Origin of the sequence: Pseudomonas sp. (assembly GCF_002796985.1) — a bacterium.
Lineage (GTDB): Bacteria > Pseudomonadota > Gammaproteobacteria > Pseudomonadales > Pseudomonadaceae > Pseudomonas.
In genome coordinates, this window is record NZ_PEKX01000020.1 from 574,309 (window position 1) to 599,797 (window position 25,489).

Consider the following 25,489-nt stretch of genomic DNA (forward strand, 5'->3'; position numbering starts at 1 on the left):
GTGTGCCTGCTCTTGTGAGGGCGCTGGGCGCGTCAGGCGCGCCAGCCGCCGTGGCCGCTCACCGCCGAGAGCTGGCTGAGCGGAACCCGGATACGTTGTTCGCGTTGCAGCAGGTTGAGCAGGATCAGCCCGCGCTCGGTGCCGTCGTCGCAGAGGAAGATGGCCTCCACTTCGCACTCGCCGGCGCACTTCACGCGCACCACCTGGCCTTGGTGGAAGCCGCTGGACGGGCGCTCAGGCATCGCTGCCAGCCGCTGGCGAATGCCTTCCACCAGGTCGTCGGCCACCGCCAGCGGTTGCGCGCCGAAACTGACGATGCGCGCCACGCCACGGGTGGAGCGGATCGGGAACCAGTTGTCGTGCTGCTGATCGAGGCGGATGAACAAGTAGCCGGGGAACAGCGGCTGCGGCCGACCGCCCTGCCCCACCAGCGGCCGATAGCAGGAGAAACCCTGGCGACCGAGGTTCTCCTCGGCGCGCAGTTCCTGGTGCGGCTTGGTCTGGATCAGGTACCAGCGGTACTGCGCGGCATCTACGGCGGAAGCGCCACTCATGACTCGTACTCCCCAAGGATGTCGGACGACGGAGCGGGTCGTTCCACGGTGTAGCGGCCCAGCAACCGCTGCATCTCGTCCGGCGGGTTGAACATCAGCACGTCGATGATCGACAGGCTGGGGACGAAATCCGGACTGAACTGCGGGTAGCTCAGCTCGTCCATGCGCAGGAATTGCAGTTCCAGGCCATGGGCCTGGAACACGTCGGGCGAGTACAGGTGACGGCCGCCCTCCGGGTTGAGGTAAACGTCGCCACCCGCCTGTTTCACCGCCTCGATCAGGCGCTGGTCGCGGCCGATGTCCTCGGCCAGGTCCAGCTCTGAGACCCGCGCCATGGGCGTGTCGATGCCCATGTAGTGGCAGATGCGGCGGATCGAGTGCTCGGCGAAGTGCGACAGGTTGCGCTCGGGGTGTTCGAGGATTTCCTCCAGCAGCGGCATCACCTGCGGGTAGCACGGCGCACGGTGGTAGGCATGGCGGATGGTGTGCAGCAGGCGCTGATTGCTCAGGCACATCTGCTCGCTCAGCCTTCGCTCATTGATCGCCTGGGTCTGCGAACCCTGTTCCAGGGGAAAACTGAACTGCCAGATTTTCCCGCCGACCAGCAGGCGATTGCGGTTGATCCAGCCGCGCCGGGTGTACTGCAGGCTGTCGCCGAGAATGAACAGGCTGCTCGCGGCGATCAGCTGGAAGTACCCCAGGTAGGGGAACAGGTACGGCTGCATGAGGCTGACGATGTGGACCATAGCTGCATCTCTTCCCTAAGTTCCCTTTCAGTCCTTGGCGTCGTAGCGGTAGGCATAGGCGCCGTAGTCGTACGCCGCGGTCGAGGCCTTGCGCTTCACGCCATTGAGGATCGCGCCCTGCAGGTGGATGCCGCTCTGCGCCAGGCGCCGCCGCGCGGTGTCGATCTCGCTGGCCGGGCTCTGGCCGAAGCGGGTCACCAGCAGGCAGATGCCGCACAGCCGGCCGACCAGGGCGGCGTCGGTCACCGCCAGCACCGGCGGGGTATCGACGATCACCAGGTCGTACAGGGACGAGGCATCGCGCAGCAGCTGGGCGAAGTTGTCGTGCATCAGCAGCTCGGAAGGGTTCGGCGCGGCGAAGCCACAGGAGATGAAGTCCAGCTCCGGGACTTCGGTGGGCAGGATCACTTCGCTCAGCGGGCGGTGCGAACTCAGCGCGTCGGACAGGCCGTGGCGCGGGGTCAGGCCGAACACCCGGTGCAGGTAGCCCTTGCGCATGTCGGCGTCGATCAGCAGGGTGCGCAGGCCTGATTGCGCGACGATGGCCGCGAGGTTGCTGGAGACGAACGACTTGCCGGCGCCCGGCGCCGGGCTGGTGAGCATCACCACGTTGTTGCGCGCTTCGAGCAGGGCGAAATGCAGGTTGGTGCGCAGGCTGCGGATCGCCTCGTTGGCCAGGTCGCCGGGGGCGGAGGCAGCGAGCAGCTTGGGCGTGTGCCCGAGGAGGTCGCCCTTGCGCTCCTTCTCCAGGCGCTCCTGCTGCCGCGAATAGGGGATCGCAGCGAGCACCGAAAGACCGAGCTGTTCGATCGCTTCGGGGTTCTCCACGCCACGGTAGAAAGCCTGGCGCAGGAACAGGATGCCCAGGGCGACGCAGAAGCCGAGCAGGGTGGCGAGCAGCACGATGACCTTGCGCATCGGCTTGGCCGGCTGCTCCACGTTGGCCTGGGCGGTGTCGATCACCCGCACGTTGCCGATGGTGCCGGCGCGGATGATGTCCTGCTCCTGGGCCTTGTTCAGCAGGGTGGTGTAAGTCTGCCGGGTGACCTGCATGTCACGGGACAGGCGCAGCAGTTCCTGCTGGGTGGCCGGCAGGGTCTGGATGCGTTTCTGCAGTTGCGCCTTGCGGTCTTCCAGGCTGCCCACTTGCTTGAGCAGGGCCTGGTAGGTCGGGTGCGTCGGGGTGTAGAGGCGGTCGTACTCGGCACGCTTGAGCTTGAGTTCGGACAGCTGGTTGTCGATGCCCACCACCTGGTCCAGCACGCCGCGGGTCTCGACGCTGATGTCAGCGGACTTGGCGGTGGTCTGGTAGGCGTTGTAGGCGGCTTCGGCGTGCTCCAGCTCCAGGCGCACCACCGGCAGCTGCGAGCGCAGGAACTGCAGGCGCTGGGAGGCTTCGGCGGAGCTGCGCTCGACGTTCTGCAGCACATAGAGGTGGCTGATCTTGTCGAGGATACGGTCAGCCTGCTGCGGGTTCGGGTCCTCCAGGGTCATGTAGATGATCCCCGAGTCCTTGCCAGCCTCGGCCACCTTGAGCAGCTTCTGGTAGTTCAGGGTGGTGGTCAGCAGGCGGTTCTTCACCAGGGTGAACTCGGTGCCGGGGCGCCCCACCAGCTCGTCCACCTCAATGCTGAAGCCCTTCTCCATCACGGGCTTCTTCAGCTCGCCACGCAGGATAAGCTCGTCGTCGGCGTTGAGCAGGTGGTAGGCCTCGCCACCATCGGCCACCAGGGTCAGCGGCTCGCCCAGGTACTCTTCCGGCACGTCGAGGGAGAACACCTTGATCTGCTCGCCGCCCCAGGCGTAGGAACCCATGCCCAGCCAGGGCGCAGCCAGGGTCTGCCCGGCTTCGGGCTTGTAGCGCCGCGCCAGGTAGTCACCAATCAGCGGCAGATGCCGGGGTTTGGCGACGATGTCCAGCTTGAGAATCTCCACCGCCTTGCCGAGCACCGCGCGGGATTTCAGCAGCTCGATCTCGGTGGAGGCGATCGACACCGAGTCGGGGCGGTTGATCACCTCCGGCGTGCCGTTGAGGCCGTTCTTCTTCTGCTCGATCTGGATCATCGCGCCGGACACGTAGATCGGCGTGGCGACTACCGCGTAGAAGAGCCCGAGCACCGCAAACAGGCCAGTGACGGCAATGATCATCTTCTTGTGATCGAACAGCAGGCGCAACAGGCCGGCGACGTCGATACGGGTGTCCTGGAGCGTTTCCAGGGACGAGCGGGGCATGACACTCATGGACTTCCATCCTCCAGTGAGGCGGCGCGGCTCAGCGCGCCTGAATCGGGTTCAGCCGCTTGAGCAGGTTGGCGCCGTGGTTGCCGATCAACATCAGGAAGGCCTGCACCTTGCGCATGGGCGAAATGGCCGCCATGGACAGCCGGCAGACCTGCATCAGGAAGTACTCGTTGAGTGCCTGGTTACCCAGGCGCTGGTAGTAGCGCGACAGGCAGTAATAGGTGTGCAGGGTCATCTGCTGCTGCACGCGGTCGGCCTGCATGGAGAAGATCCCGCCCTTGTGCACGCGGTAGGCGGCCGGGCGGATTTCCTCGATGAAGCGGCCCTTGCCGAAGGCGCCCAGCAGCGACCACCAGCACAGGTCGACCATGCGCGTGGTGCGCAGCTCCTCGGGCATCTCGGTGAGCACGTTGCGGAAGCAGGTGGTGAGCGTGGAGATCGGCCGCGCCTGTTGCAGCTCCAGGCGGCTGGCGTCGCGGCGGTACTTGCCGGTGAGCTGCCGGGGCTTGATCACGCCGTCCTCGTTGTAGGTGTAGGCGTCGTGGTAGGTGATCACGTAGTCCGGGTTCTTCTCCAGGAAGTCGACCTGGATCTGCAGCTTGCGCGGGTCGGTCCAGTAGTCGTCGCCCTCGCAGTAGGCGATGTAGCGACCACGCGCCTTGCGGAACACCGGCAGGCCGTGGGAGAAGCCCTTGGAGTACTGGTTTTCCTTGTGGAAGATCGGCTTGATGATGTGCGGATAACGTGCGGCGTAGTCGGCGATCAGCTCGCTGGTGCCGTCGTTGGAGGCGTCGTCGTTGACCAGCACTTCAAAGCGGAAATCGGTGACCTGCTCGAGGAAGCTGTCCAGCGTGCGGCCGATGTAGTTCACCTGGTTGTAGGCCAGGCAAACGATGCTCAAAAGGGGCTTCGGGTCTTCCGGCCAATTGGAGAGGATCTGCAGCTCGGAGCGGATATCCATGTCTAGACACTCGGCTTGTGGGACGGTTTGAACAGGCGCAGCAAAGCCGGGGCAGAGCCCGCGCCCACGAGGAACAGGGTGATCAGGCCGCACACGGCCAGTGCCGCGAGCAGCCACAGGCGCTCGCCGGAGCGGGCCAGCAGCGTGTAGAAGGGTTCGCTGATCAGCAGCCCGGCAGCACTGAGCGCGGCGATCTGCAGGGTGTCGCGCATCCAGGCGCCGTGCAGGCCGGGGGCGAAGGTGCGGTGCACGATCGCCGGCCAGATCAGGAACGACACCAGGCGCAGGCCGAACCAGCACAGCGCCACGCCCACCACGCCATACAGGTAGGCGCTGGCAATCACCAGCGGCACCGTCACCAGGGTCGAGATGGCGCTGTACCAGACGTGCATGCGCAGTTGGCCGTGGGCGTACTGCAGGTAGAACTGGAAGCTGGCCACCGCCATCAGGCCTGAGCCGAGTACGTACCACGCCAGGATCGGCCGGCACCAACTGGCGGCCACGGCATCGCCGCTCCAGGCCAGGACCAGGTCATGACCATGAGCGGCGATCACCGCGACCATCGGGAACAGCAGCACACAGACGAAGCGGTTCGCCTTGAGATAGAGCTGCTGCATGTCTTCGTGGCGTTCTTCGGCCACCAGCATGGTCATGCGTGGCAGCAGCGATTGCGCCAGCGGGTTGACCAGCGTGAGGATGCCGCCGGAAATCAGCGCCACCAGGGAGAAGTAACCGTACTGCTGCAAGGGCAGCAGGTTCGACAGCAGGACCTTGTCCAGCTGGGTGAGCACGATCCACAGGCAGGAGGTGAAGGACATGCCCAGGGCGAACGGCAGCACCGGGCGTACCGTGTCCCAGCAGAAGCGGGTCAACAGGCGCACGTCCAGCCACAGGTAGGCCTTGCCGCCCAGCAGCAGCGTCTCGATCAGCGACACCGCGACCTGGAACTGAAAGAACACCAGCGGATCCTGGCTGACCTGCGCCACCAGCAGCAGGCCGCCGAAATAGCGCAACGTGGTGATGAACACGTTCACCGCGTTGATGAAGCCGTGCAGCTCCTGGCCCTGCAGCGCGCTGCGGTACAGGGTGGCGTACAGCCGCAGGGCCACCAGCAGGCCCATCAGGCTGATGCACTGCGCCACCAGCTCGGGCGAAAGCTGCTGCACGTTCAGCCACTGCCCGGAAATCCAGGTGCTGCCGCCCCACACCGCCAGGCTGCTGAACAAGGTCAGCGGCAGCAGGATCAGCTCGAAGGAGCGCAGCAGGCGCGCCTGGTCCTGGCCTTCGCCGTTCACGCCACGGCCATGGGCGACCTGGCGCACCAGCGCCGGTGACAGGCCGACATCCAGCAGCAGCAGCCAGCTCTGCAGCACCGCGAAGAAGCCGATCAGGCCGTACGCCTCGGCCCCGAGGTGGCCGAGGTAGAACGGCTGGATCAGGATGCCGATGACGATGGCGTACGCCTGCCCTGCGTAATTGATCAGGGTATTGCGGACCATCGACAGCGAGCGTGCGGTGCGCATGATCGTCCCCTTACACCGCGACGGCGACGCGGCCGCTTTCCAGCAGCAGCACTTCGATCACCGCGCGCTGGACCTCCTGGGGCAGCCCCGGATACAGCGGCAGGCAGAGGATGCGCTGGCTCAGTTCGCGCGATTGCACCTGCGGCACCTGCGGGGCGAGGTAGTCGAGGGTATCCAGCGACGGGTAGAAGTAACGCCGCGGGTTGATCCCGACCTCGTTCAGCGCGGTGCGCACGCGCAAGACCTGGGCTTCGTCACGCAGGCCGATGGGGTAGTAGCTGTTGTTCAGCCGCGCGTAGCTCTCGCTGGCCTGCAGGTCGTAGTAGCCGCTGAGCGCGGCGGTGTAGCGCGCGGCGATCTCCTCGCGCTGGGCGAGGATGCTGTCGATATCGTCGAGCACGCACAGGCCCATGGCCGCGGAGAACTCGTTGAGCTTGGCGTTGATGCCCAGACCGACGATCTGGTCGACGCCGGCGATGCCGAAGTTGCACATCAGGCGGATCTGCCTGGCCAGATCGTCATCGGAGGTGACGATGGCGCCGCCCTCGATGGTGTGGAACAGCTTGGTGGCATGGAAGCTCAGGGTGGTGGCGTCACCCCAGGCCAGCACCGAACGGTCGCGATAGCGCGAACCGAAGGCGTGGGCGCCGTCGTAGATCACCTTCAACTGGTTGCGCTGGGCCACCGCCTGAATCTCCTCCACCGCACAGGGATTACCGAACACGTGGGTGGCGACGATGGCGGTGGTATCCGGCGCAAGGCTGGCTTCGATGCGCGCAGGGTCGAGGTTCCAGGTCCGCGCGTCGATGTCGGCGAAGCGCGGGCGGATGCTCTCCCACTGCAGCGTGCTGCTGGTGGCAACGAAGCTGAAGGGGGTAGTCACGGCACTGCCGGTCACGCCCAGGGCGCGGTAGGCCACCTGCAGGGCGATGGTGCCGTTGTTGGTGAGAATCACATGGCGAACGCCGAAGTAGTCTTGCAGGCGCTCTTCCAACTCCGTGACGAAGGGGCCGTGGTTGGTGATCCAGCCGGAGGCATAGATCTGGTCCACGTAGGCCTTGAACTTGTCCAGGTTGCCCAGGTAGGTCTTGGTCACATTGATCACGGTCGCATCCCTCTGTTGGATGGAAAGTCCGTCTGTTTGATGGAAAGCCTGTGGGATTCAGAGCCGGCGCACGCGCCGGCTCAACCCAGCGCCGACAGCGCGAAGGGCGCTTCGTCGATGCCGGTGTCCATGGCTTGCGCGGCTTGTGGCGTGCGGCTGGCCAGGTGTTCCTGGATGGCTTCGATGACCCGGCCGCTGGCGTCGTGGTGGAACTGCCAGACGCCATAGATACGGCTGTCGAAGGAGCGTTCGCTGCCCAGCATCGGGTTGGCCGCAAGGCCCGAGCCCAGGCCGAAGCTGTAGAGGCCGGGGATCGGCTGGCCGGTGCTGTCACGCAGGCAGCCGGCGGCGTCGGAATCCAGCCCGCCCTTGCTCTCGCGTACCTGCAGCGGTTCACCGTTGGCGTGGCGCAGGGCTGGCAGGCAGGGCTGGTAGCCGATGGCCTGGACGAACACGCCGTCCTCGCTGCAGCACTGTTCCAGGCGCTCGCGCACGGCGGGCGAGCGGTCTTCCAGGCACAGCAGTTCGACCTTCACCCGGGTGCCGCTGACGACCCCGTTGGACAGCACGTCGGTGCCGACCTGGTGGGCGCGGTAGCGCAGGCCGCCGGAGCGGTTGACCCGTCCGGAGACCGGGCAGACATCCATGCCTTCATCCACTACGTAGCCGGCCGCGCGGGCTTCCTCGGCACTCTCGAAGAACAGGCGGATCGGCGCACGGTGCAGCAGGGTGATCTGCTCGAGGCCCAGGCAATCGAGGGCGCAGGCCAGGTTGTCGAGGATCGAGAAGGCGCTGTGGGAGCCACCGACCACGGTGAAGCGGCTGCCGGGAGTGACCCGGTCGCCGAACAGCTCCACCAGCTCGGCAGGGTTCAGGCTGAGCAGCGCGTCGGAGGAGTAGACCGTGGGGCCGTCGTGGGACAGGTGCAGGTCCTGCTCGGCCAGGCTCCAGTTCAGGTATTCGCGGTTCTGCCGGCCACCCAGGTTCATCACCAGCGTCCCAGCGTCGACCTGCACGCCGTGGGAGCCACTGCGCAGCGCCAGCTGGAAGCTGCCGTCATCCTGCGCGGTGATCTTCTCGATGCGCGTCCCCAGCGCCACTTCGACGCCCAGGTGCTCGGTGACGTAGCGCATGAACAGCGTGGAGGCATGCGCCAGCAGCTCGCCCACCTGCGTGAGCATCGGCGCGCCGTGGGGGTCGTTCTGCAGAGCGCGGAACGCCGAGGAGTGCGCCAGCGGTGCGAAGATCGGCAGTAACGCCGGATCGCGCAGGCAGTCGAGGAACACATCGCCCACCGAGTTGGCGGTGATGTGATAGTCCCCCAGCCGGCCACGGCCGACCGCCAAAGCAGCGTCCACCACCAGCAGGCCATCGCGCGCGAGACTCGCCAGCGCACCGGTCTTGTAGGCGTTGAACAGGAAGCCCATGCCTGCCGGGCCGGCGCCGCCGACCACACAGGCATAGTTGGAACGAAGCGATTGCTCGGCCATCAGCCTTGACTCCCAGCGCGGCGAGGCGCGCAGCTCTCGTGATGCCGGCGCTGTCGGCCGGCCAGATGGCGGCGAACGCGCCGGAATTCCGTCACTCGCGGCGCAGCCGCCTCGGCACGCACCTTGTTCGGGAAGGTCGCGGGAGTGAGTTCGGAATGGAAGGCGGACGCCGACAGAAGAACTTCGGGAGTGGGCCGAAGTTGCTGTATCAGGGATGAAACAAATAACGTCTGGCGCAGCTCAAGATCAGCCGAAAGTTCAGCTTTGTTACACCCAGAGCTACACCTTAAAATATCGGCATAACAAACTTTCGAACTAACAGAAGCCGCTCGACTAAACTTTTCATTAACGCCACGGGGATCGGCGTCACTCTCCCGCAGTTTCACCAGCGAAACACTTTCCGCCAGGAAAGCGCTGCTCTTTTTGCTTTTTTCGACGGCACCAGAAGTTCCGTCTTTTTCCATTATTCCAGCGGCCATCGTCACTCACTCCAGATCAGGAGTTGCTCTGCGCCGGGCCATTGGCAAAACTCGAAGACAAGGCTACCGCCCGAGTTCGAATGACCCGATTCAACTAACGACAATCAACTGTTCGTCCCTGGAGTGGCCGTTACTTTTCGCTGGGCAAAGCTACCGCCCTTCGGCCATGTTCCGAAAATCTGGAAAAACAAAAGCAAAAATCTATCGCGCTTCCGCAGCGAGGGGGCTGACGGAAGTTGTCAGGCAGCGATAGGAAAGTGACAGGAAGAAGAGGTGGCAGAATCTTCCGTGACACACTGCTCGTGCGACTGCTCCCTGAGGTGTCTCATCCAGACACCACACGATATTGCTATGTGAATAGTAATAGTGGGGGGGGTGAAGGCATGTCAATCAACGAAGCAACGCCACGCCAAGAATCCGACAAAAGGCAATTCGTGCATTATAACTTGTTGATTTATAAGGCGTCATAATCCCGACACAAGCCTTTTGACAGCACGCACATACACCGTCGCATCGGCGCAAAAGGTATTAATCGGAAAGTATTAACCCTGCCGCGCGGACGCGGCGGAGTGTTTCATCCCTGAACAATGCGATCCTTTCCGGTGCGTTTTGCCTGATACAGCGCCGCGTCGGCACGGCTGTACAGCGCGGAAAGATTCTGGTCATCGGGCTGTAGCAGGGTGAGCCCCTGGCTGATGGTCACGCTGAAGAAATGCTCGGCCTCGTTGAAGCGCAGACGCTGCACCTCGCGCTGCAGGCGCTCCCCGATCTGCCGCGCCATGTTCTCGTCGCAACCGGGCAGCAGCACGGCGAATTCCTCACCGCCGATGCGGCCGAACAGATCGCCGCGGCGCAACGCTCCGGCACCGCTCTGGGCGATACGTTGCAGCACCACGTCGCCGACCTGATGGCCGTAGACATCGTTGATCTTCTTGAAGTCGTCCACATCCAGCAGCAGGAACGCCAGCGGTGTAGAGGTCGCCTTGCAGTCGCGGAAGGCCTGCTCGGCGCTGTCGAAGAAGTAGCGGCGGTTGCTGCTCTGGGTCAGTACGTCGGTGGTCGCCAGGCGGTGCAGCTCGGTCTCCAGGTGCTTCTTGTCGGTGATGTCCTCGGCGATGCCGACAATCATCAGCGGCAACCCGGCGTCGCTGTGCTGGCTGACGAAGCACTTGTCGCTGAGCCAGCGCACCTCGCCGTCGGCACGCAGGATGCGGTATTCGCGCTGCTCGATGGCGCCGCGCTCCAGAACCTCCTGCAGGGTGCTCTGGGCGTAGTCCAGGTCATCGGGGTAGATGCAGTTGCGCCACTCACTGTAGTCCGCCAGCAGTAGTGCGGCGGAGCGGCCGAAAATGCGCTCGTAGGCAGGGCTGACATAGACCATGCGCTGGGTCTGCCAGTCCAATGCCCAGAGCACCGAGTTGACGCTGGCCAGCAGTGCGCTGAAAAGCTGTTCGCGCTCCTTCAGGCGCGTCACCTCGGCTCGACTGTGCAGCAGCGCCAGCAAGGCCTCTTCCTGATCGGCCGGTAATCTATTTTCATCCATGTATCAGCATCCTCCCGCTCATTGACCGGGGCTATGACCGAAAACTACGCCGCGCTGCTGCAAATTAAACGAAAAGCCCGCCGAACGGCGGGCTTTTCTTCAGATGCATCTCTCAACGTCTCAGGACGTTTCCGCCACTCAGACGGCTGGACGCAGCGAATAGGTCTTCAGTTGCTCGGCAAACTCGCGCAAGGACTGGATGCCACTGGCCTCCGCCTCGTGTACCCACTGCTTGATCGCGGCGAGCATGTCGTGGCCGTTGGCGCTGGTTTTCACCCAGATCTGCTGCAGCGCCAGGCGCTTCTCGTAGATCACCTGCAGGGACTGGCTCTGTGCGAGCAGGTCCTGGATGCGTGCGTGGTGGCGCTCCTCCAGCAGGCTGGTCTCCCGCGAGAGCAGGCGCTTGGCGCGACGGAACAGGTGGCGCACCGACTCGTCGGCCTTGGCCAGTTCCTGCTTCACCAGCGGGCCGATCACCAGCTTGCGGTACTGCGCCATGATCTGGAAGCGGTTGTTGAGGATGGCCATGGCGGTGTCCATGTCCAGGCTGCCCTTGCCTTCCACGCGGTGGGCGATGGGCGCCACGCGGGCGACCCTGGCCAGGCGCAGGAAGCTGAAGACCTTGATCCAGGCCCAGCCCAGGTCGAACTCCCACTTCTTCACCGACAGCTTCGCCGAGTTCGGGTAGGTGTGGTGATTGTTGTGCAGCTCCTCACCGCCGATCAGGATGCCCCAGGGCACAAGATTGGTAGCGGCGTCGCGGCACTCGAAGTTGCGGTAGCCGATGGCATGGCCCAGGCCGTTGATGACGCCGGCGGCCCACACGGGGATCCACATCATCTGCACGGCCCAGACGGTCATGCCGAGCACGCCGAACAGCGCGAGGTCGATGATTGCCATCAGCACGATGCCGCCGGTGGGGTAGCGCGAATAGACGTTGCGTTCGATCCAGTCTTCCGGGCAGTTCTTGCCATAGATACGCAGGGTATCGGCGTTCTCCGCCTCCTTGCGATACAGCTCGGCGCCGGTGCGCAGCACGGTGCCCAGGCCCTTGTAAACCGGGCTGTGCGGGTCTTCGGCGGTTTCGCACTTGGCGTGGTGCTTGCGGTGAATCGCCGTCCACTCGCGGGTGTTCATGGCGGTGGTCAGCCACAGCCAGAAGCGGAAGAAGTGCTGCAGCGCCGGGTGCAGTTCGAGCGCCCGATGCGCGGAGTAGCGATGCAGGTAGACCGTGACACCGACGATGGTGATATGGGTCAGGACCAGGGTGACTGCCACCAGTTGCCACGGCGACAGATCAAGGAAACCGTTGTACCACATAGGCGATACTGTACCTCGAAAGGAGTGTAGGACTACGTCTTCGCCGGACATGCCTTGCCGGGAAAAGTCAGCCCGCATTATCACTAAGCGGGTCCGGAATTCCATCCGGTCTTTTAGATACAAATGCGCCCAAGTGGCCATCATTCATACTGCACAGCCAATAAATCCAATCCGCTACCGCATGAATCCTCGCCTCAGCGCCCTGCGCATCAGTCTGTTGTACCTGGCCCTGGGCACCCTCTGGGTGCTGCTCAGTGACCAATGGTTACAAAAGGTGCTCATCGATCCCGCCTCACTGACGCGCTGGATGGAGGTGAAGAGGTACCTGTTCCTCGGTATCACCTCGCTGCTGCTGTTCTTCCTGCTCTGGCGCCACTTCCGCGCCCAGCATCGCGCGCTGGAAGCCCTGCTTGACCGCGAGCGCCGCCTGAGCCGCGCCTTCGAAGTGGTCGAGGACGGCATCTGGGACTGGGACCTGGACACCCACCGCGTCCACTATTCCCCCGCCTACGCCGAACTGATCGGCCTGCCCCACGAGCGCCTGAGCGACGACCTGCTGCTGTGGGAACACCGCCTGCACCCGGACGACCGCGCCGCCGTCGTCGCCGCCCACCAGGACTGCATCGAAGGCCTGCGCTCGCCGCTGGAATGCGTCTACCGCATCCGCCACAGCGACGGCAGCTACCGCTGGGTGCGCAGCAGTGGCCGGGTCAGCCGCGACGAGAGCGGCCGGCCGCTGCGCCTGACAGGCGTCAGCCGCGATATCACCCGCCAGCGCAACAACGAAGACCATCTGCGCCAGGCCGCCGCCGTGTTCGAGGCGACCCAGGAAGGCCTGCTGGTGACCGATGCACGCGGCGTGATCGTGCACACCAACCCGTCCTTCTCGCGCATCACCGGCTACAGCGCCGAGGACGTGCTCGGCGGCCAGCCGTCGCTGCTCAAGTCCGGTCGCCAGGACGATGCCTTCTACCAGCGCATGTGGACGGCCCTGCAGGATCAGGACGTGTGGAGCGGCGAAATCTGGAACCGCCGCAAGAGCGGCGAGGTGTACCCGCAGTGGCAGCACATTCGTGCGGTGCGCAATGACGAGGGCGAACTGACCCATTATGTGGCGGTGTTCTCCGACCTCAGCAGCCTCAAGCGCTCGCAGCACGAACTCGACTTCCTCGCCCACCACGACCCGCTCACCGGCCTGCCCAATCGCCTGCTGCTGCGCGAACGCATCGATCAGGCGCTGGCCCGCGCCGAGCGCGAACAGGGCGGCGGCGCGCTGCTGAGCATCGACCTCGACCACTTCAAGCACATCAACGACAGCCTCGGCCACAACATCGGCGACCTGCTGATCCGCGCCGTGGCCGAGCGCCTGGAGAACTGCCTGGACGAACGCTGCTGCCTGGCGCGGTTGGGCGGTGACGAATTCGCCGTGGTCCTCGAGAGCCAGCAGCCGCACCACGCCAGCAGCCTCGCCCAGCGCCTGCTGGAAGCGATGAGCGCGCCCTTCGAGGTCAACGGGCAGGTTATCTATATCTCGGTGAGCCTGGGCGTCAGCCTGTTCCCCGAGGACGCGCGCAATGTCGACCACCTGCTGCAGCACGCCGACGCCGCGCTGTTCCAGGCCAAGGCCAGCGGGCGCAACCTCTACGCCTTCTATACCCCCGAACTCACCGCCCGCGCGCGCTCCCATGTGCAGGTGGAGTCGGCGCTGCGCCATGCGCTGGACCACGACGAACTGCGCCTGTACTTCCAGCCGGTGCACGACCTGGCCAGCGGCCGCATGGTCGGGGTCGAGTCGCTGGTGCGCTGGCAGCATCCGCAAAAGGGGCTGATCGCGCCCAGCGGGTTCATCCCGGTGGCCGAGGAAAGCGGCCTGATCACCGCCATCGACGCCTGGGTGCTGGAGCAGGCCTGCCGGCAGATGCGCCAGTGGCTCGACGCGGGCGTCGGCCTGGACTTCATCGCGGTCAACGTCTCCAGCCGGCTGTTCGGCCGCGGCGGCCTGGAGGAGCGTGTGGCCCTGGCCCTGGAGCAGAGCGGCCTGGAGCCGCATCACCTGGAGCTGGAAATCACCGAAAGTGCGGTGATGGAAAACTTCGACCAGGCCCTGGAGCTGCTCTGCCAGCTGCGCCTGCTGGGGGTGCACCTGGCCATCGACGACTTCGGCACCGGCTACTCCTCACTGATGCGCCTCAAGCGCATGCCGGTGCACAAGCTGAAGATCGACCAGGGCTTCGTCGCCGGCCTGCCGGACGAATCCGAGGACGCCGCCATCGCCTGCGCGGTGATCGCCCTGGGCCAGAGCATGGGCCTGCAGGTGGTCGCCGAGGGCATCGAGCGGCCCGACCAGGCCGCCTTCCTCCTCACCCACGCCTGCAACTTCGGCCAGGGTTACTGGTACGGCGCCCCGCAGCCGGCCAGCGCTCTGCTGCCGCAACTGCCACGCGACACCGCCTGACATCGCTCTAAAACTTTTGGGTATATAAAAATTCTTAAACAGTATTTTTAAGAATATTCAGCTCCTGCCTAAGATGCGCTCACACCGCACGCGCCGTTGGTGAATCGGCCGGTGGTCAACCCATTAGGAGCTGATACCCATGAGCGCAACCCTCCGTAGCCTGGACGGCCAGGACGAAGCCAACATCCTGCGCGAAGTGCAGAGCGCCCTGCGTGGCCTGCGTTTCGGCGCCGTCGAGATCACCGTGCACAACGGCCAGGTGGTGCAGATCGAGCGCAAGGAAAAATTCCGCCTGCAACAGACTCCCGGCAAACCTGCCTGAGCCCGAGCGGACCGACTGGACACCCGGAGCGTCGCCATGACCGAACTGCCCCACCGGTACTGCAGCTGTCAGCCGCGAATGCGTGGCTGACAACGCCCCTCCCCCGAAAGACCCTGCCCAACAAACATAAAGAACTGCATTTTTTCAGGAGCTGCACATGTCCATCCGCCGTTTCGCCCTGGCCGCACTGGCCAGCGCCTTGATCGCAGGCCCCGTATCCGCCGCGACCCAACTGCTCAACGTTTCCTACGACCCGACCCGCGAGCTGTACCAGGCCTACAACGCCGCCTTCATCAAGCACTGGAAGGCCCAGGGCGGTGACGACCTCACCGTGCAGCAATCCCACGGTGGCTCGGGCAAACAGGCCCGCGCCGTGATCGACGGCCTGAAGGCCGACGTGGTGACCCTGGCCCTGGCCGGCGACATCGACGAACTGAACAAGCTGGGCAAGCTGCTGCCCGCCGACTGGCAGGCCCGCCTGCCCGACAACAGCACCCCCTACACCTCGACCATCGTGTTCCTGGTGCGCAAGGGCAACCCCAAGGGCATCAAGGACTGGGGCGACCTGACCCAGCAGGGCGTGGAAGTCATCACCCCGAACCCGAAGACCTCCGGCGGCGCCCGCTGGAACTTCCTCGCCGCCTGGGCCTGGGCGAAGAAGGAATACGGCAGCGACGAGAAGGCCCAGGAATACGTGAAGAACCTGTACAAGCACGTGCCGGTTCTGGACACTGGCGCCCGCGGATCGACCATCACCTTCGTCAACAACAACATCGGCGATGTGCTGCTGGCGTGGGAGAACGAAGCCTTCCTGGCCAAGAAGGAACAGGGCGGCGAGAACTTCGAGATCGTCGTGCCGTCCGTGTCCATCCTCGCCGAGCCGCCGGTGGCCGTGGTCGACAAGACCGTCGACAAGAAAGGCACCCGCAAGGTCGCCGAGGAATACCTGAAGTACCTGTACAGCGAAGAAGGCCAGCGCATCGCCGCGCAGAACTTCTACCGTCCGCGTAATGCCAAGGTCGCCGCCGAGTTCGCCAACCAGTTCCCGACACTCAACCTGGTGACCATCGACAAGGACTTCGGCGGCTGGAAAGTCGCGCAGCCCAAGTTCTTCAACGACGGCGGCATCTTCGACAAGATCTACCAGGCGCAGTGATGCGCCACCCGCCCGGCCTCGCGCCGGGCGGCCCGCTCCACGCAGGCCGGTGCACAGCCCGCGTGGAAGGAAAACCCCCGCCCCATGGCGAGGGCTCAACGCGTTAACGAGAAAGGACAGACAATGTCGCGACGCATCTCCCCGGTCATACCCGGCTTCGGGCTGACTCTGGGCTACACCCTGGTGTATCTCAGCCTGTTGGTGCTGATTCCGCTGGGGGCCATGTTCCTCAAGACGACCCAGCTTTCCTGGGATCAGTTCTGGACCATCATCACCGCGCCGCGCGTGATCGCCGCGCTCAAGCTGAGCTTCGGCACCGCGCTGATCGCCGCCCTGATCAACGGCGTGATCGGCACCCTGCTGGCCTGGGTGCTGGTGCGCTACCGCTTCCCGGGGCGCAAGATCATCGACGCAATGATCGACCTGCCCTTCGCCCTGCCCACCGCCGTGGCCGGTATCGCGCTGACCGCGCTGTACGCGCCCAACGGCCTGGTCGGCCGCTTCGCCACCGAGATCGGCCTGAAGATCGCCTACACCCCGCTGGGCATCACCCTGGCGCTGACCTTCGTGGTCCTGCCGTTCGTGGTCCGGACCATGCAGCCGGTGCTCGCGGACATCCCGCGAGAGGTCGAGGAAGCCGCCGCCTGCCTGGGCGCCAAGCCGCTGCAAGTGTTCCGCTACGTCCTCCTGCCCGCACTGCTGCCGGCCTGGTTGACCGGCTTCGCCCTGGCCTTCGCCCGCGGCGTCGGCGAGTACGGCTCGGTGATTTTCATTGCCGGCAACATGCCGATGAAAACCGAAATCCTGCCGCTGCTGATCATGGTCAAGCTGGACCAGTACGACTACACCGGCGCCACCGCCATCGGCGTGCTGATGCTGGTCGTCGCCTTCGTCCTGCTGCTGTTGATCAACCTGCTGCAACGCCGCATCGAAACGCCTTGAGGAGCGCGCCATGAGTACCGCAAGCCTTTCCGCCGCGGCCGCTGCCAACGCTGCTCGCCGGGGTAATGTCTGGGGCCGCCGCGCCCTGATCGCGCTGGCCTGGCTGGCCTTCGCCGTGTTCCTGCTGCTGCCGCTGTTCGTGGTGCTGAGCGAGGCGCTGAAGCAGGGCTTCGGCACCTTCTTCGAAGCCATCCTGGAACCCGACGCGCTGGCCGCACTGAAGCTGACGCTGATCGCCGTGGGCATCTCGGTGCCGCTGAACCTGGTGTTCGGCGTCGCCGCCGCCTGGTGCGTGACCAAGTTCGAGTTCCCCGGCAAGAGCATCCTGGTGACCCTGATCGACCTGCCGTTCTCGGTCTCGCCGGTAATCGCCGGCCTGATCTACGTACTGCTGTTCGGCGCCCAGGGCTACTTCGGCGAGTGGCTGTCGGACCGCGACATCCAGATCGTCTTCGCCGTGCCCGGCATCGTCCTGGCGACTATCTTTGTCACCTTCCCCTTCGTCGCCCGTGAACTGATCCCGCTGATGCAGGAACAGGGCACCCAGGAGGAAGAGGCCGCACGCCTGCTCGGCGCCAACGGCTGGCAGATGTTCTGGCACGTGACCCTGCCGAACATCAAATGGGGCCTGATCTACGGCGTGGTGCTGTGCACCGCGCGGGCCATGGGCGAGTTCGGCGCCGTATCGGTGGTCTCCGGGCACATCCGCGGCGTCACCAACACCCTGCCGCTGCACGTCGAAATCCTCTACAACGAATACAACCACGTCGCCGCTTTCAGCATCGCCACCCTGCTGCTGCTGATGGCCTTGGTCATCCTGCTGCTCAAGCAGTGGAGCGAGTCGCGCCTGTCCCGCAGCAAAGTCAAAGCTGACGATGAATAAGTGAGAGCCACGCCATGAGCATCGAGATCCGTAACGTCAGCAAGAACTTCAACGCCTTCAAGGCGCTGAACGACATCAACCTCGACATCCACAGCGGCGAACTGGTCGCCCTGCTCGGCCCGTCCGGCTGCGGCAAGACCACCCTGCTGCGCATCATTGCCGGCCTGGAAACCCCGGACGCGGGCAACATCGTGTTCCACGGCGAAGACGTCTCGCAGCACGACGTGCGCGATCGCAACGTCGGCTTCGTGTTCCAGCACTACGCGCTGTTCCGCCACATGACGGTGTTCGACAACGTCGCCTTCGGCCTGCGCATGAAGCCGAAGAAGGAGCGCCCGAGCGAAGCGCGGATCGCCGAGAAGGTCCACGAACTGCTCAACATGGTGCAGCTGGACTGGCTGTCCGACCGCTACCCCGAACAGCTCTCCGGTGGTCAGCGCCAGCGTATTGCCCTGGCCCGAGCACTGGCGGTCGAGCCGAAGATCCTGCTGCTCGACGAACCCTTCGGCGCCCTCGACGCCAAGGTACGCAAGGAGCTGCGCCGCTGGCTGGCGCGCCTGCACGAGGAGATCAACCTGACCTCCGTGTTCGTCACCCACGACCAGGAAGAAGCGATGGAAGTCGCCGACCGCATCGTGGTGATGAACAAGGGCGTGATCGAGCAGATCGGCTCGCCGGGCGAGGTCTACGAGAACCCGGCCAGCGACTTCGTCTACCACTTCCTCGGCGACTCCAACCGCCTGCACATCGGCGGCGACGAGCACGTGCTGTTCCGCCCGCACGAGGTTTCGCTGTCGCGCTCCGAAGTGGCTGAACACCGCGCCGCCGAAGTCCGCGACATCCGCCCGCTGGGCGCGATTACCCGCGTGACCCTCAAGGTCGACGGCCAGGACGAGCTGATCGAGGCCGAAGTGGTGAAGGACCACGACAGCCTGACCGGCCTCGCCCGTGGCGAGACGCTGTACTTCAAGCCGAAGGCCTATCAGCCGGTGGCGAATATCTGATCGGGCGCGACGCTTTTCGTAGGAGCGAGCTTGCTCGCGAACCCGGCCCCGCAGCGGGGGTTGTTCGCGAGCAAGCTCGCTCCTACAAAAGCCACCCGTGCTTTCCCCTGACTTCCAAACCCTCGTATCCTGCAGACCTTGCTTTCAACAAGGCCCGGCCATGTTCGACGCCCTTCCCCAGCACCTCGAACTGATCGTCCTCACCTTCCTCCTCGCCGGCCTGGTGAAAGGCGTGGTGGGCCTCGGCCTGCCCACCGTCGCCGTCGGGCTGCTCGGGCTGGTGATGCCGCCCATGCAAGCGGCTGCCATTCTCGTCGTCCCCTCCACCGTCACCAACGTCTGGCAGCTCGCCGCCGGGCCGCGCTTCCTCGGGCTGCTCAAGCGGCTGTGGGGAATGCTCATCGGCATCGTCGTCGGCACACTGGCCGTGGGCTGGTGGCTGGCTGGGGAAAACTGGCCGGCGGCCACGCCGCTGCTGGGCGTGGCGCTGATCCTCTATGCGCTGCTGGGGCTATCGAACAAACGCTTCAGCGTGGCCCCGCGGCATGAGCGCTGGCTATCGCCGCTGATCGGCGTGATCACCGGCGGCGTTACCGCCGTGACCGGCGTCTTCGTGATTCCCGCCGTGCCTTTCCTGCAGGCCCTGGGCCTGGAGAAAGACGACCTGGTGCAGGCGCTGGGGCTGTCCTTCACCGTCTCGACGCTGGCCCTGGCGATCACTCTCAGTCAGCACGGCTCGCTGCTGCAGGCGGACGTGCTCGGCCTGTCACTGCTAGCGCTGTTACCGGCACTGGCAGGCATGTACCTGGGCACCTGGCTGCGCTCGCGGATCAGCCCGCTGGCGTTCCGCCGCTGTTTCTTCGGCGGGCTGTTGCTACTCGGTGCGGACCTGGCGATACGCGGTTTTTGAAGCCTACGCCGAGCTGCTTTTCGTAGGAGCGAGCTTGCTCGCGAACCTGGCCCCGCAGGCCGTAGGCGTTATGCGCCCTACGAGTTCGCAGCCAGCGGAGCTGCACCTCACTGCTCGTCGAGATGCCGCAGGAGGAAGTCCCGGCTCGATTCGATGATCGCCTTCTGGGTCTTCTCGCTGGCAACCATCCGCGCCACCACCAGCGCGCCGACACATTGCGCCAGCAACGCCCAGGCGTCTTCCGGCGAACCCAGCGCCTCGCCCCAGGCCTGCTGCAACTCCAGCAGCGCATCCTCGGCGCTCTGCCGCACGGATTCATCGGCGCGGGCGATCTCCGCGCCCAGCGCCGGAATCGCGCAGCCGGCGCCGGCATCCTGCACATGGCTGACGCTCAGGTAGCGCTTCAGGCCGCGCTCCAGGCGCGCACGGTCGAGCACCTTGCCCTTGGCGGCGAGGCGCTCGACGCTCTGCTGCAACTCGCGTTCGACGATGGCGGCGAACAGTTCATCCTTCGAACCGAAGTGGTTGTAGAACGCCCCACCGGACAAGCCCACCGCCTTCATCAGCCCGTCCACACCGGAAGTGGCGAAGCCGCCCTGCTTGGCGAGCGCGCCGCTGCTGTCGAGCAGGCGCTGGCGGGTTTCTTCCTTGTGGGTGGCTGAGTAGCGCATCGGGGCGACTCCGGCGAAGCGGTTGACGATGCTGCACAGATTAACATAACGTTCGTTTACCTAACGACCGTTTACCCAATTTCGCGCAACCGCAGAGGAAACGAGCATGTCGAACAAGAAAGTCGTCCTGGTCATCGGCGCCGGCGATGCCACCGGCGGCGCCATCGCCCGCCGCTTCGCCCGTGAAGGCTATGTCGCCTGCGTCACCCGGCGCTCGGCGGACAAGCTGCAGCCGCTGGTGGATCAGATCCGCGCCGAAGGCGGCGAAGCCCACGGTTTCGCCTCCGATGCGCGCAAGGAAGAGGCGGTGATCGAGCTGGTGGAAACCATCGAGCGCGACATCGGCCCCATCGAAGCCTTCGTCTTCAACATCGGCGCCAACGTGCCCTGCAGCATCCTCGAAGAGACCGCGCGCAAGTACTTCAAGATCTGGGAAATGGCCTGCTTCTCCGGCTTCCTCACCGGCCGCGAGGTGGCCAAGCGCATGGTCAAACGCCAGCGCGGGACCCTCCTCTTCACCGGCGCCACCGCCGGCCTGCGCGGCGCTTCCGGCTTCGCCGCCTTCGCCGGGGCCAAGCACGGCATCCGCGCGCTGGCCCAGAGCATGGCCCGCGAGCTGGGGCCGATGGGCCTGCACGTCGGCCACGTAGTGGTGGACGGCGCCATCGACACCGAATTCATCCGCGAGACCTTCCCCGAACGCTACGCATTGAAGGACCAGGACGGCATCCTCGACCCCGAGCATATCGCCGACAGTTACTGGTACCTGCACTCGCAGCCACGCGATGCCTGGACCTTCGAACTCGACCTGCGCCCCTGGATCGAGCGCTGGTAAAAATCGACAGACGACTCGCTGCGTGTCGGCCAGACGTCGTTGGAATCCGATTTTGCAAACCTATAAAAAGAGAAAGCCACTCATGAGCAAAAGCGTCGAGTTCTACTTCGATTTCGGCAGCCCGACTTCCTACCTGGCCTACACCCAACTGCCGGCGATCTGCGCCGAGGCGGGCGCCGAGCTGGTCTATCGCCCGGTGCTGCTGGGCGGTGTGTTCCAGGCCACCGGCAATGCCTCGCCCATCGCCATCCCGGCCAAGGGCCGCTACACGATGCTCGACATGCTGCGCTTCGCCCGCCGCTATGGCGTGCCGCTGAAGATGAATCCGTACTTCCCGATCAACACCCTGACGCTGATGCGCGCCGCCACCGGCGTGCAGCTGCGCCAGCCGGAACGCTTCGAGGCGCTGCTGGCCTGCGTATTCAAGGGCATGTGGGTGGACGCGCTGAACCTGGGCGACCCGGCGGTGCTCGGCCCGTTGCTGGCCGAGGCGGGCTTCGACCCGCAGGCGCCGCTGGCGCTGACCGCCGAGCAGGAAGTGAAGGATGCGCTGAAGGCCAACACCGAGGCGGCGATCAAGCGCGGGATGTTCGGCGCGCCGACGATGTTCGTCGGTAGCGAGATGTTCTTCGGTCAGGATCGCCTCGACTTCGTTCGCGAAGCGTTGGCGTAAAGCGGTCCGCATCCCACAGAGTCGCTGACGAGCACCAACGCAGGATGGTGTGGAGCGCAGCGATACCCATCAATTCCGTGCACCGACCGCCTGGGTAGCGCTCCAACAAAGCTTCATCGGCGAAGCCCGGCGTAAAGCGCTTCGCGAGCAAGCTCGCTCCTACGAAGAGCGCACCGGCGCTGACCTGTAGGAGCGAGCTTGCTCGCGAACATCACAGCGCAAGAACTGCCGAGCGGCGCAGGCCGAAGAACTCCAGCTCGGCCAGCAACAGGACCACCAGCGCCTGGCCGATGACGAAGGCATAGCCCAGGCTGGTCGGCTGCACATAACCAGTCACCAGCAGAGTGGCGCTCTCCACCACCCACAGCGCGTTCAGGGCAATCACTGCCCAGACGCCGGTGCGCGACAGCAGCGTCTGGTTGCTCATCCAGTAGAGCACCAGCGCCAGCGGCAGGAGCACGATGCCGGCCACCAGCAGCAGGACGAACGGCAAGCCCAGCAGCTCGCCCAGCGGTTGCGCGGCCAGGGCCATCAGCAGGCCCATGGCGCCACCGGCGATGGCGTCGACTTTCAGGGTCAGGCGAAGCAGCGGGGAAGGTTGCAGCAGAGTCATGGCGAAGCTCCTTCAGGGGTCGCCACCGGTTGGCGGCGTGTGGCTGAAGAATCCGCCCGAGACGTAGGGGCGTCGATTACCTGCCAGGTAATGGCCCTTACAGGGCGGCAGGTCTATCGTTCGATGCCATGACCCGTACTGCCATGAACGGTCCAGCCATGAACAGCCCAGCCCACAACAGCCCGGCCCAACCGGTCGGCGCTCTGCTCCGCCAATGGCGCCAGCGCCGGCGGCTCAGCCAGCTCGATCTCGCCTGCGACGCGGAGATTTCCACGCGCCACCTGAGCTTCGTCGAAACCGGCCGCGCCCTGCCCAGCCGCGAGATGCTGCTGCATCTGGCCGAGCAACTGGACATCCCCCTGCGCGAACGCAACCGCCTGCTCAGCGCCGCCGGCTATGCCCCGGTGTATTCGGAGAAGGGCCTGGACGACCCGGCGCTGACGGTAGCTCGGCAGGCCATCGACCAGTTGCTCAAGGCCCATGAGCCGAACCCGGCGATGGTGGTGGACCGCCACTGGAACCTGCTGGCGTCCAACCGCACGGTGGACATCTTCCTGATCGGCGTCGACCCGGAACTGCTGCAGCCGCCGATCAACGTGCTGCGCATGAGCCTGCACCCCAAGGGGCTGGCGCCGCGCATCCTCAATCTGGGGCCATGGAAAGCGCATGTGGTGGAGCGCCTGCAGCGCGACTTCGAAGCCAGCGGTGACCCGGCATTGGCGGCGTTACGCGACGAGGTGGCGGCCTACCCGGCACCGCCCTACGACGAGGCGGCCAGCGGCGACATGGTGCTGATTCCCGTGCAGCTGCAAACGGAGCTGGGCGTGTGCAGCCTGATCGGCACCATCACCGTGTTCGGTACACCGGTGGACGTCACGCTGTCGGAGCTGGCCCTGGAAACCTTCTTCCCGGCCGACCCCGACAGCGCGCGAATCCTGCGCCAGCTCAGTGGCACAGAGTGAGCCGGATCAGGCCGTCGCCTTCTTCTCGCGGATGCAGGTGGGGCCGGCGCGCTCTTCCACGGCGTGGCGCACTTCATCGCGCAGGCCGAGCAGGAAGGCCGCTTCGGCGGCAACGAACAGCGGGCCGACGATCAGCCCGGTAAGGTCATCGACGAACGCCGGCTTGCGGCCTTCGTACCAGTGGCCGACGAACTGGATGATCCAGCCCACCACGAACAGACCGATGCCCCAGGTGAGCCAGTAGGTGGTGCTACCGGCGGCCAGCGCCGCGCCGATCCACAGCGACAGCGCCAGCAGCGCGGTCATCAGCAGGCCGAAGCGCAGGTCCAGGCGCAGGTAGAACACCACCGATGCCAGCGCCAGCAGCGTGGCGGGGGAGACCAGCAGGCCGGCCAGCTCGAAGCCGGGGCGCGACAGCAGGGTGGCGATGGCCAGCACGATCATCGGAATACCGATGAAATGGCTGACGATGTTCCGCCGGTCACGGTGATAGGCGGCATATTGGGCAAGGTGATCGACCAGAGTTTTCATTATTGTTCTCCCGCAAGGTACTGGCATGATGGCGATCTGCGCCTCACCACTCTGTCAGCTAGCCGACATTGCCCATGACCGACGCCAAGCCCTACCTCTCCTGCCTGCAAGATGGGCGCTGGTTCCAGACCCTGCCCGAAGGTCTGCGCCAGGCCCTGCGCGACGCCGCTGTGGTGCGCCGCCTGCCCGCCGGCCAGCGCCTGTTTGCCCGCGGCGATGCACCGTGCGGCCTGTACTGTGTGGTGGAAGGCGCGATGCGCGTCAGCGTGGTCGGCGAAAGCGGCAAGGAAGCGCTGCTGGCGCTGGTGGAGGCACCCAACTGGTTCGGCGAGATCTGCCTGTTCGACGGCCAGCCGCGCACCCACGACGCCTACGCCGAGGGCGCCACCGTGCTGCTGCAAGTGCCCCTGGCGCCGCTGCAGACGCTGCTGGCGCAGCACCCGGAATACTGGCGCGACTTCGCCCTGCTGATGAGCCACAAGCTGCGCATCACCTTCGCCGTACTGGAGGAGCTGTCGTTGCTGCCGGCCGCACCGCGCCTGGCCCGGCGCCTGCTGATGATCGCCGAAGGCTACGGCGAATCCGCCATCGCCAAACGCGAGCTGCACCTGCCGCAGGAACAGCTCGCGGCCATGCTGTCGCTGTCGAGGCAGACCACCAACCAGATCCTCAAGGACCTGGAGGCCCAGGGCATCGTGCGCCTGAGTTACGGTGGCATCGAAATTCTCGACCGCGAACGGCTGCGCCAGGCTGCCCACGCCTGATCCGCGCCGACAGCCCCTGGAACAGCAGTCTCCGGAGCAACAGCCTCTAGAACAAAAGCCAGACGACTCTCGACAAGCTTCGATGGTCGGGCCCGGCACTCCCCCGCTCTAATGCCCCGCCGCCGCGCTGGCGCCAGACCGCCAGCGCGCGACGCGGCACCCACCTTTCCGCACGACAGCAAGGCGGCCGGCGCCCCGCGCCAGCCGCAAGGGAATCCTATGCGCCTTTCGAAACTCCTCTGCGCCCTCGCGCTGACCACTCCGGCCCTGGCGATGGCCGATGACAGCGGCCTCTACGTCGGTGGCGGCGTCACCCGCCTCGAGATCGACGACCGCTCCTTCGACGACCACGACAACAGCTACAAGCTGTACGCCGGCTACCGCCTGAACAACTACCTGTCCCTGGAAGGCGCAGTCGTGGACTTCGGCGACATGAGCGACGGCAAGAAGCACTTCGACGGCGAATCGCTGCAGGCCAACGTGCACCTGGGCTTCCCCATCGGCCAGCGCATTCGCCTTTACGGCATCGCTGGCGTGCACGCCTGGCACGCCGATGACGACGCTGCCGGCAAATCCGACGATGTGGACCCGCTCTACGGCTTCGGCGGCGAAGTGGACGTGATCGGCGGCCTGGGCGTGCGCCTGGAGCAGGAATACCTGGATGTCGGCGACATCGACCTCGACCAGACCACCCTCTCCGCCTACTGGCGCTTCTGACACCCGACCTGCCCGTTTCAAAGCCCGGCGGAGGGCTCGGCTCTCTCCCCAGAGCAGTCCCCCCTCCCGACTCCTCCGCCGGCACCTTC

General features: G+C 65.3%; 25 protein-coding genes. 12 read left to right on the top strand and 13 right to left on the bottom strand.

Features of this window, described 5'->3' with window-relative positions:
• Nucleotides 1-32: 32 nt before the first annotated feature.
• From rfaH to desA, 10 genes are all read right to left on the bottom strand, one after another.
• Entirely contained in the window at nucleotides 33-554 is a 522-nt protein-coding gene (rfaH, locus tag CTR55_RS24875; RefSeq protein WP_296290281.1) for a transcription/translation regulatory transformer protein RfaH, read from the bottom strand.
• Complete coding sequence (locus CTR55_RS24880) at nucleotides 551-1,300, bottom strand: WbqC family protein (protein WP_296290283.1); 750 nt, start codon at nucleotides 1,298-1,300, stop codon at nucleotides 551-553. Before CTR55_RS24880 ends, rfaH begins: the two co-directional genes overlap by 4 nt.
• A gap of 27 nt (nucleotides 1,301-1,327) precedes the next feature.
• A complete protein-coding gene (locus tag CTR55_RS24885; protein WP_296290285.1) occupies nucleotides 1,328-3,541 on the bottom strand; it encodes a polysaccharide biosynthesis tyrosine autokinase in 2,214 nt (737 codons plus the stop codon).
• Between the two features lie 31 nt (nucleotides 3,542-3,572).
• Nucleotides 3,573-4,502, bottom strand: coding sequence for a glycosyltransferase (locus CTR55_RS24890; RefSeq protein WP_296290287.1), 930 nt, complete (start codon nucleotides 4,500-4,502; stop codon nucleotides 3,573-3,575).
• 2 nt (nucleotides 4,503-4,504) lie between these two features.
• Nucleotides 4,505-6,025, bottom strand: coding sequence for an oligosaccharide flippase family protein (locus tag CTR55_RS24895; RefSeq protein ID WP_296290289.1), 1,521 nt, complete (start codon nucleotides 6,023-6,025; stop codon nucleotides 4,505-4,507).
• Nucleotides 6,026-6,035: 10 nt separating this feature from the next.
• Nucleotides 6,036-7,130, bottom strand: coding sequence for a DegT/DnrJ/EryC1/StrS family aminotransferase (locus CTR55_RS24900; protein ID WP_296290290.1), 1,095 nt, complete (start codon nucleotides 7,128-7,130; stop codon nucleotides 6,036-6,038).
• 80 nt (nucleotides 7,131-7,210) lie between these two features.
• Nucleotides 7,211-8,620, bottom strand: a complete 1,410-nt coding sequence (locus CTR55_RS24905; protein WP_296290292.1) for a hypothetical protein — start codon at nucleotides 8,618-8,620, stop codon at nucleotides 7,211-7,213.
• Nucleotides 8,620-9,099 (bottom strand): hypothetical protein, encoded by a 480-nt coding sequence (locus CTR55_RS24910; protein WP_296290293.1) that lies wholly within the window; start codon nucleotides 9,097-9,099, stop codon nucleotides 8,620-8,622. Before CTR55_RS24910 ends, CTR55_RS24905 begins: the two co-directional genes overlap by 1 nt.
• Before the next feature lie 574 nt (nucleotides 9,100-9,673).
• A complete protein-coding gene (locus CTR55_RS24915) occupies nucleotides 9,674-10,642 on the bottom strand; it encodes a sensor domain-containing diguanylate cyclase (RefSeq protein ID WP_296290294.1) in 969 nt (322 codons plus the stop codon).
• 138 nt (nucleotides 10,643-10,780) lie between these two features.
• Complete coding sequence (desA, locus tag CTR55_RS24920; protein ID WP_296290296.1) at nucleotides 10,781-11,962, bottom strand: delta-9 fatty acid desaturase DesA; 1,182 nt, start codon at nucleotides 11,960-11,962, stop codon at nucleotides 10,781-10,783.
• A 181-nt stretch (nucleotides 11,963-12,143) separates the two neighbouring features.
• On the opposite strand from desA, the gene CTR55_RS24925 reads away from it, so the two are divergent.
• The 7 genes from CTR55_RS24925 to CTR55_RS24955 all read left to right on the top strand — a co-directional run bounded on the left by CTR55_RS24925 (nucleotide 12,144) and on the right by CTR55_RS24955 (nucleotide 19,634).
• Nucleotides 12,144-14,417 carry a GGDEF and EAL domain-containing protein gene (locus CTR55_RS24925; RefSeq protein ID WP_296290297.1) on the top strand — a complete coding sequence of 758 codons (2,274 nt, stop codon included), beginning with the start codon at nucleotides 12,144-12,146 and terminating at the stop codon, nucleotides 14,415-14,417.
• A 139-nt stretch (nucleotides 14,418-14,556) separates the two neighbouring features.
• Nucleotides 14,557-14,739: a sulfur starvation response protein OscA gene (gene oscA / locus CTR55_RS24930; protein ID WP_088419983.1), complete on the top strand. Its 183-nt coding sequence runs from the start codon at nucleotides 14,557-14,559 to the stop codon at nucleotides 14,737-14,739.
• A 157-nt stretch (nucleotides 14,740-14,896) separates the two neighbouring features.
• On the top strand, nucleotides 14,897-15,895 hold the full coding sequence (locus tag CTR55_RS24935; RefSeq protein ID WP_296290300.1) for a sulfate ABC transporter substrate-binding protein: 999 nt from the start codon (nucleotides 14,897-14,899) through the stop codon (nucleotides 15,893-15,895).
• A gap of 123 nt (nucleotides 15,896-16,018) precedes the next feature.
• Nucleotides 16,019-16,837, top strand: coding sequence for a sulfate ABC transporter permease subunit CysT (gene cysT / locus CTR55_RS24940; RefSeq protein ID WP_296290302.1), 819 nt, complete (start codon nucleotides 16,019-16,021; stop codon nucleotides 16,835-16,837).
• Between the two features lie 10 nt (nucleotides 16,838-16,847).
• On the top strand, nucleotides 16,848-17,720 hold the full coding sequence (cysW, locus tag CTR55_RS24945; RefSeq protein ID WP_296290303.1) for a sulfate ABC transporter permease subunit CysW: 873 nt from the start codon (nucleotides 16,848-16,850) through the stop codon (nucleotides 17,718-17,720).
• 14 nt (nucleotides 17,721-17,734) lie between these two features.
• Nucleotides 17,735-18,724 (top strand): sulfate ABC transporter ATP-binding protein, encoded by a 990-nt coding sequence (locus tag CTR55_RS24950; protein ID WP_296290304.1) that lies wholly within the window; start codon nucleotides 17,735-17,737, stop codon nucleotides 18,722-18,724.
• Nucleotides 18,725-18,884: 160 nt separating this feature from the next.
• The gene (locus CTR55_RS24955; RefSeq protein ID WP_296290306.1) at nucleotides 18,885-19,634 is read left to right on the top strand and encodes a sulfite exporter TauE/SafE family protein; all 750 of its coding nucleotides are present in this window, start codon (nucleotides 18,885-18,887) and stop codon (nucleotides 19,632-19,634) included.
• A 107-nt stretch (nucleotides 19,635-19,741) separates the two neighbouring features.
• Here the strand turns inward: CTR55_RS24955 and CTR55_RS24960 are convergent, their stop codons facing one another.
• Nucleotides 19,742-20,305, bottom strand: a complete 564-nt coding sequence (locus tag CTR55_RS24960; RefSeq protein WP_296290308.1) for a TetR/AcrR family transcriptional regulator — start codon at nucleotides 20,303-20,305, stop codon at nucleotides 19,742-19,744.
• Between the two features lie 106 nt (nucleotides 20,306-20,411).
• Here CTR55_RS24960 and CTR55_RS24965 point away from each other — a divergent pair, with 106 nt between their 5' ends.
• Both CTR55_RS24965 and CTR55_RS24970 read left to right on the top strand, forming a co-directional pair.
• Nucleotides 20,412-21,140, top strand: coding sequence for an SDR family oxidoreductase (locus CTR55_RS24965; RefSeq protein WP_296290309.1), 729 nt, complete (start codon nucleotides 20,412-20,414; stop codon nucleotides 21,138-21,140).
• A gap of 82 nt (nucleotides 21,141-21,222) precedes the next feature.
• Complete coding sequence (locus CTR55_RS24970) at nucleotides 21,223-21,813, top strand: 2-hydroxychromene-2-carboxylate isomerase (protein WP_296290311.1); 591 nt, start codon at nucleotides 21,223-21,225, stop codon at nucleotides 21,811-21,813.
• Between the two features lie 211 nt (nucleotides 21,814-22,024).
• On the opposite strand, the gene CTR55_RS24975 is transcribed toward CTR55_RS24970, so the two are convergent.
• Nucleotides 22,025-22,426 (bottom strand): hypothetical protein, encoded by a 402-nt coding sequence (locus tag CTR55_RS24975; RefSeq protein ID WP_296290313.1) that lies wholly within the window; start codon nucleotides 22,424-22,426, stop codon nucleotides 22,025-22,027.
• Nucleotides 22,427-22,584: 158 nt separating this feature from the next.
• On the opposite strand from CTR55_RS24975, the gene CTR55_RS24980 reads away from it, so the two are divergent.
• Nucleotides 22,585-23,388, top strand: a complete 804-nt coding sequence (locus CTR55_RS24980) for a helix-turn-helix domain-containing protein (RefSeq protein ID WP_296290315.1) — start codon at nucleotides 22,585-22,587, stop codon at nucleotides 23,386-23,388.
• Nucleotides 23,389-23,394: 6 nt separating this feature from the next.
• Here CTR55_RS24980 and CTR55_RS24985 read toward each other — a convergent pair whose 3' ends face one another.
• Entirely contained in the window at nucleotides 23,395-23,919 is a 525-nt protein-coding gene (locus CTR55_RS24985; protein WP_296290317.1) for an Mpo1-like protein, read from the bottom strand.
• Between the two features lie 74 nt (nucleotides 23,920-23,993).
• Between CTR55_RS24985 and CTR55_RS24990 the strand changes: the two genes are divergently transcribed.
• Together CTR55_RS24990 and CTR55_RS24995 are read left to right on the top strand one after the other, a co-directional pair.
• On the top strand, nucleotides 23,994-24,683 hold the full coding sequence (locus tag CTR55_RS24990) for a Crp/Fnr family transcriptional regulator (protein WP_296290319.1): 690 nt from the start codon (nucleotides 23,994-23,996) through the stop codon (nucleotides 24,681-24,683).
• A 219-nt stretch (nucleotides 24,684-24,902) separates the two neighbouring features.
• Nucleotides 24,903-25,400, top strand: a complete 498-nt coding sequence (locus tag CTR55_RS24995) for a porin family protein (protein ID WP_296290321.1) — start codon at nucleotides 24,903-24,905, stop codon at nucleotides 25,398-25,400.
• The last annotated feature ends 89 nt before the right edge of the window (nucleotides 25,401-25,489 follow it).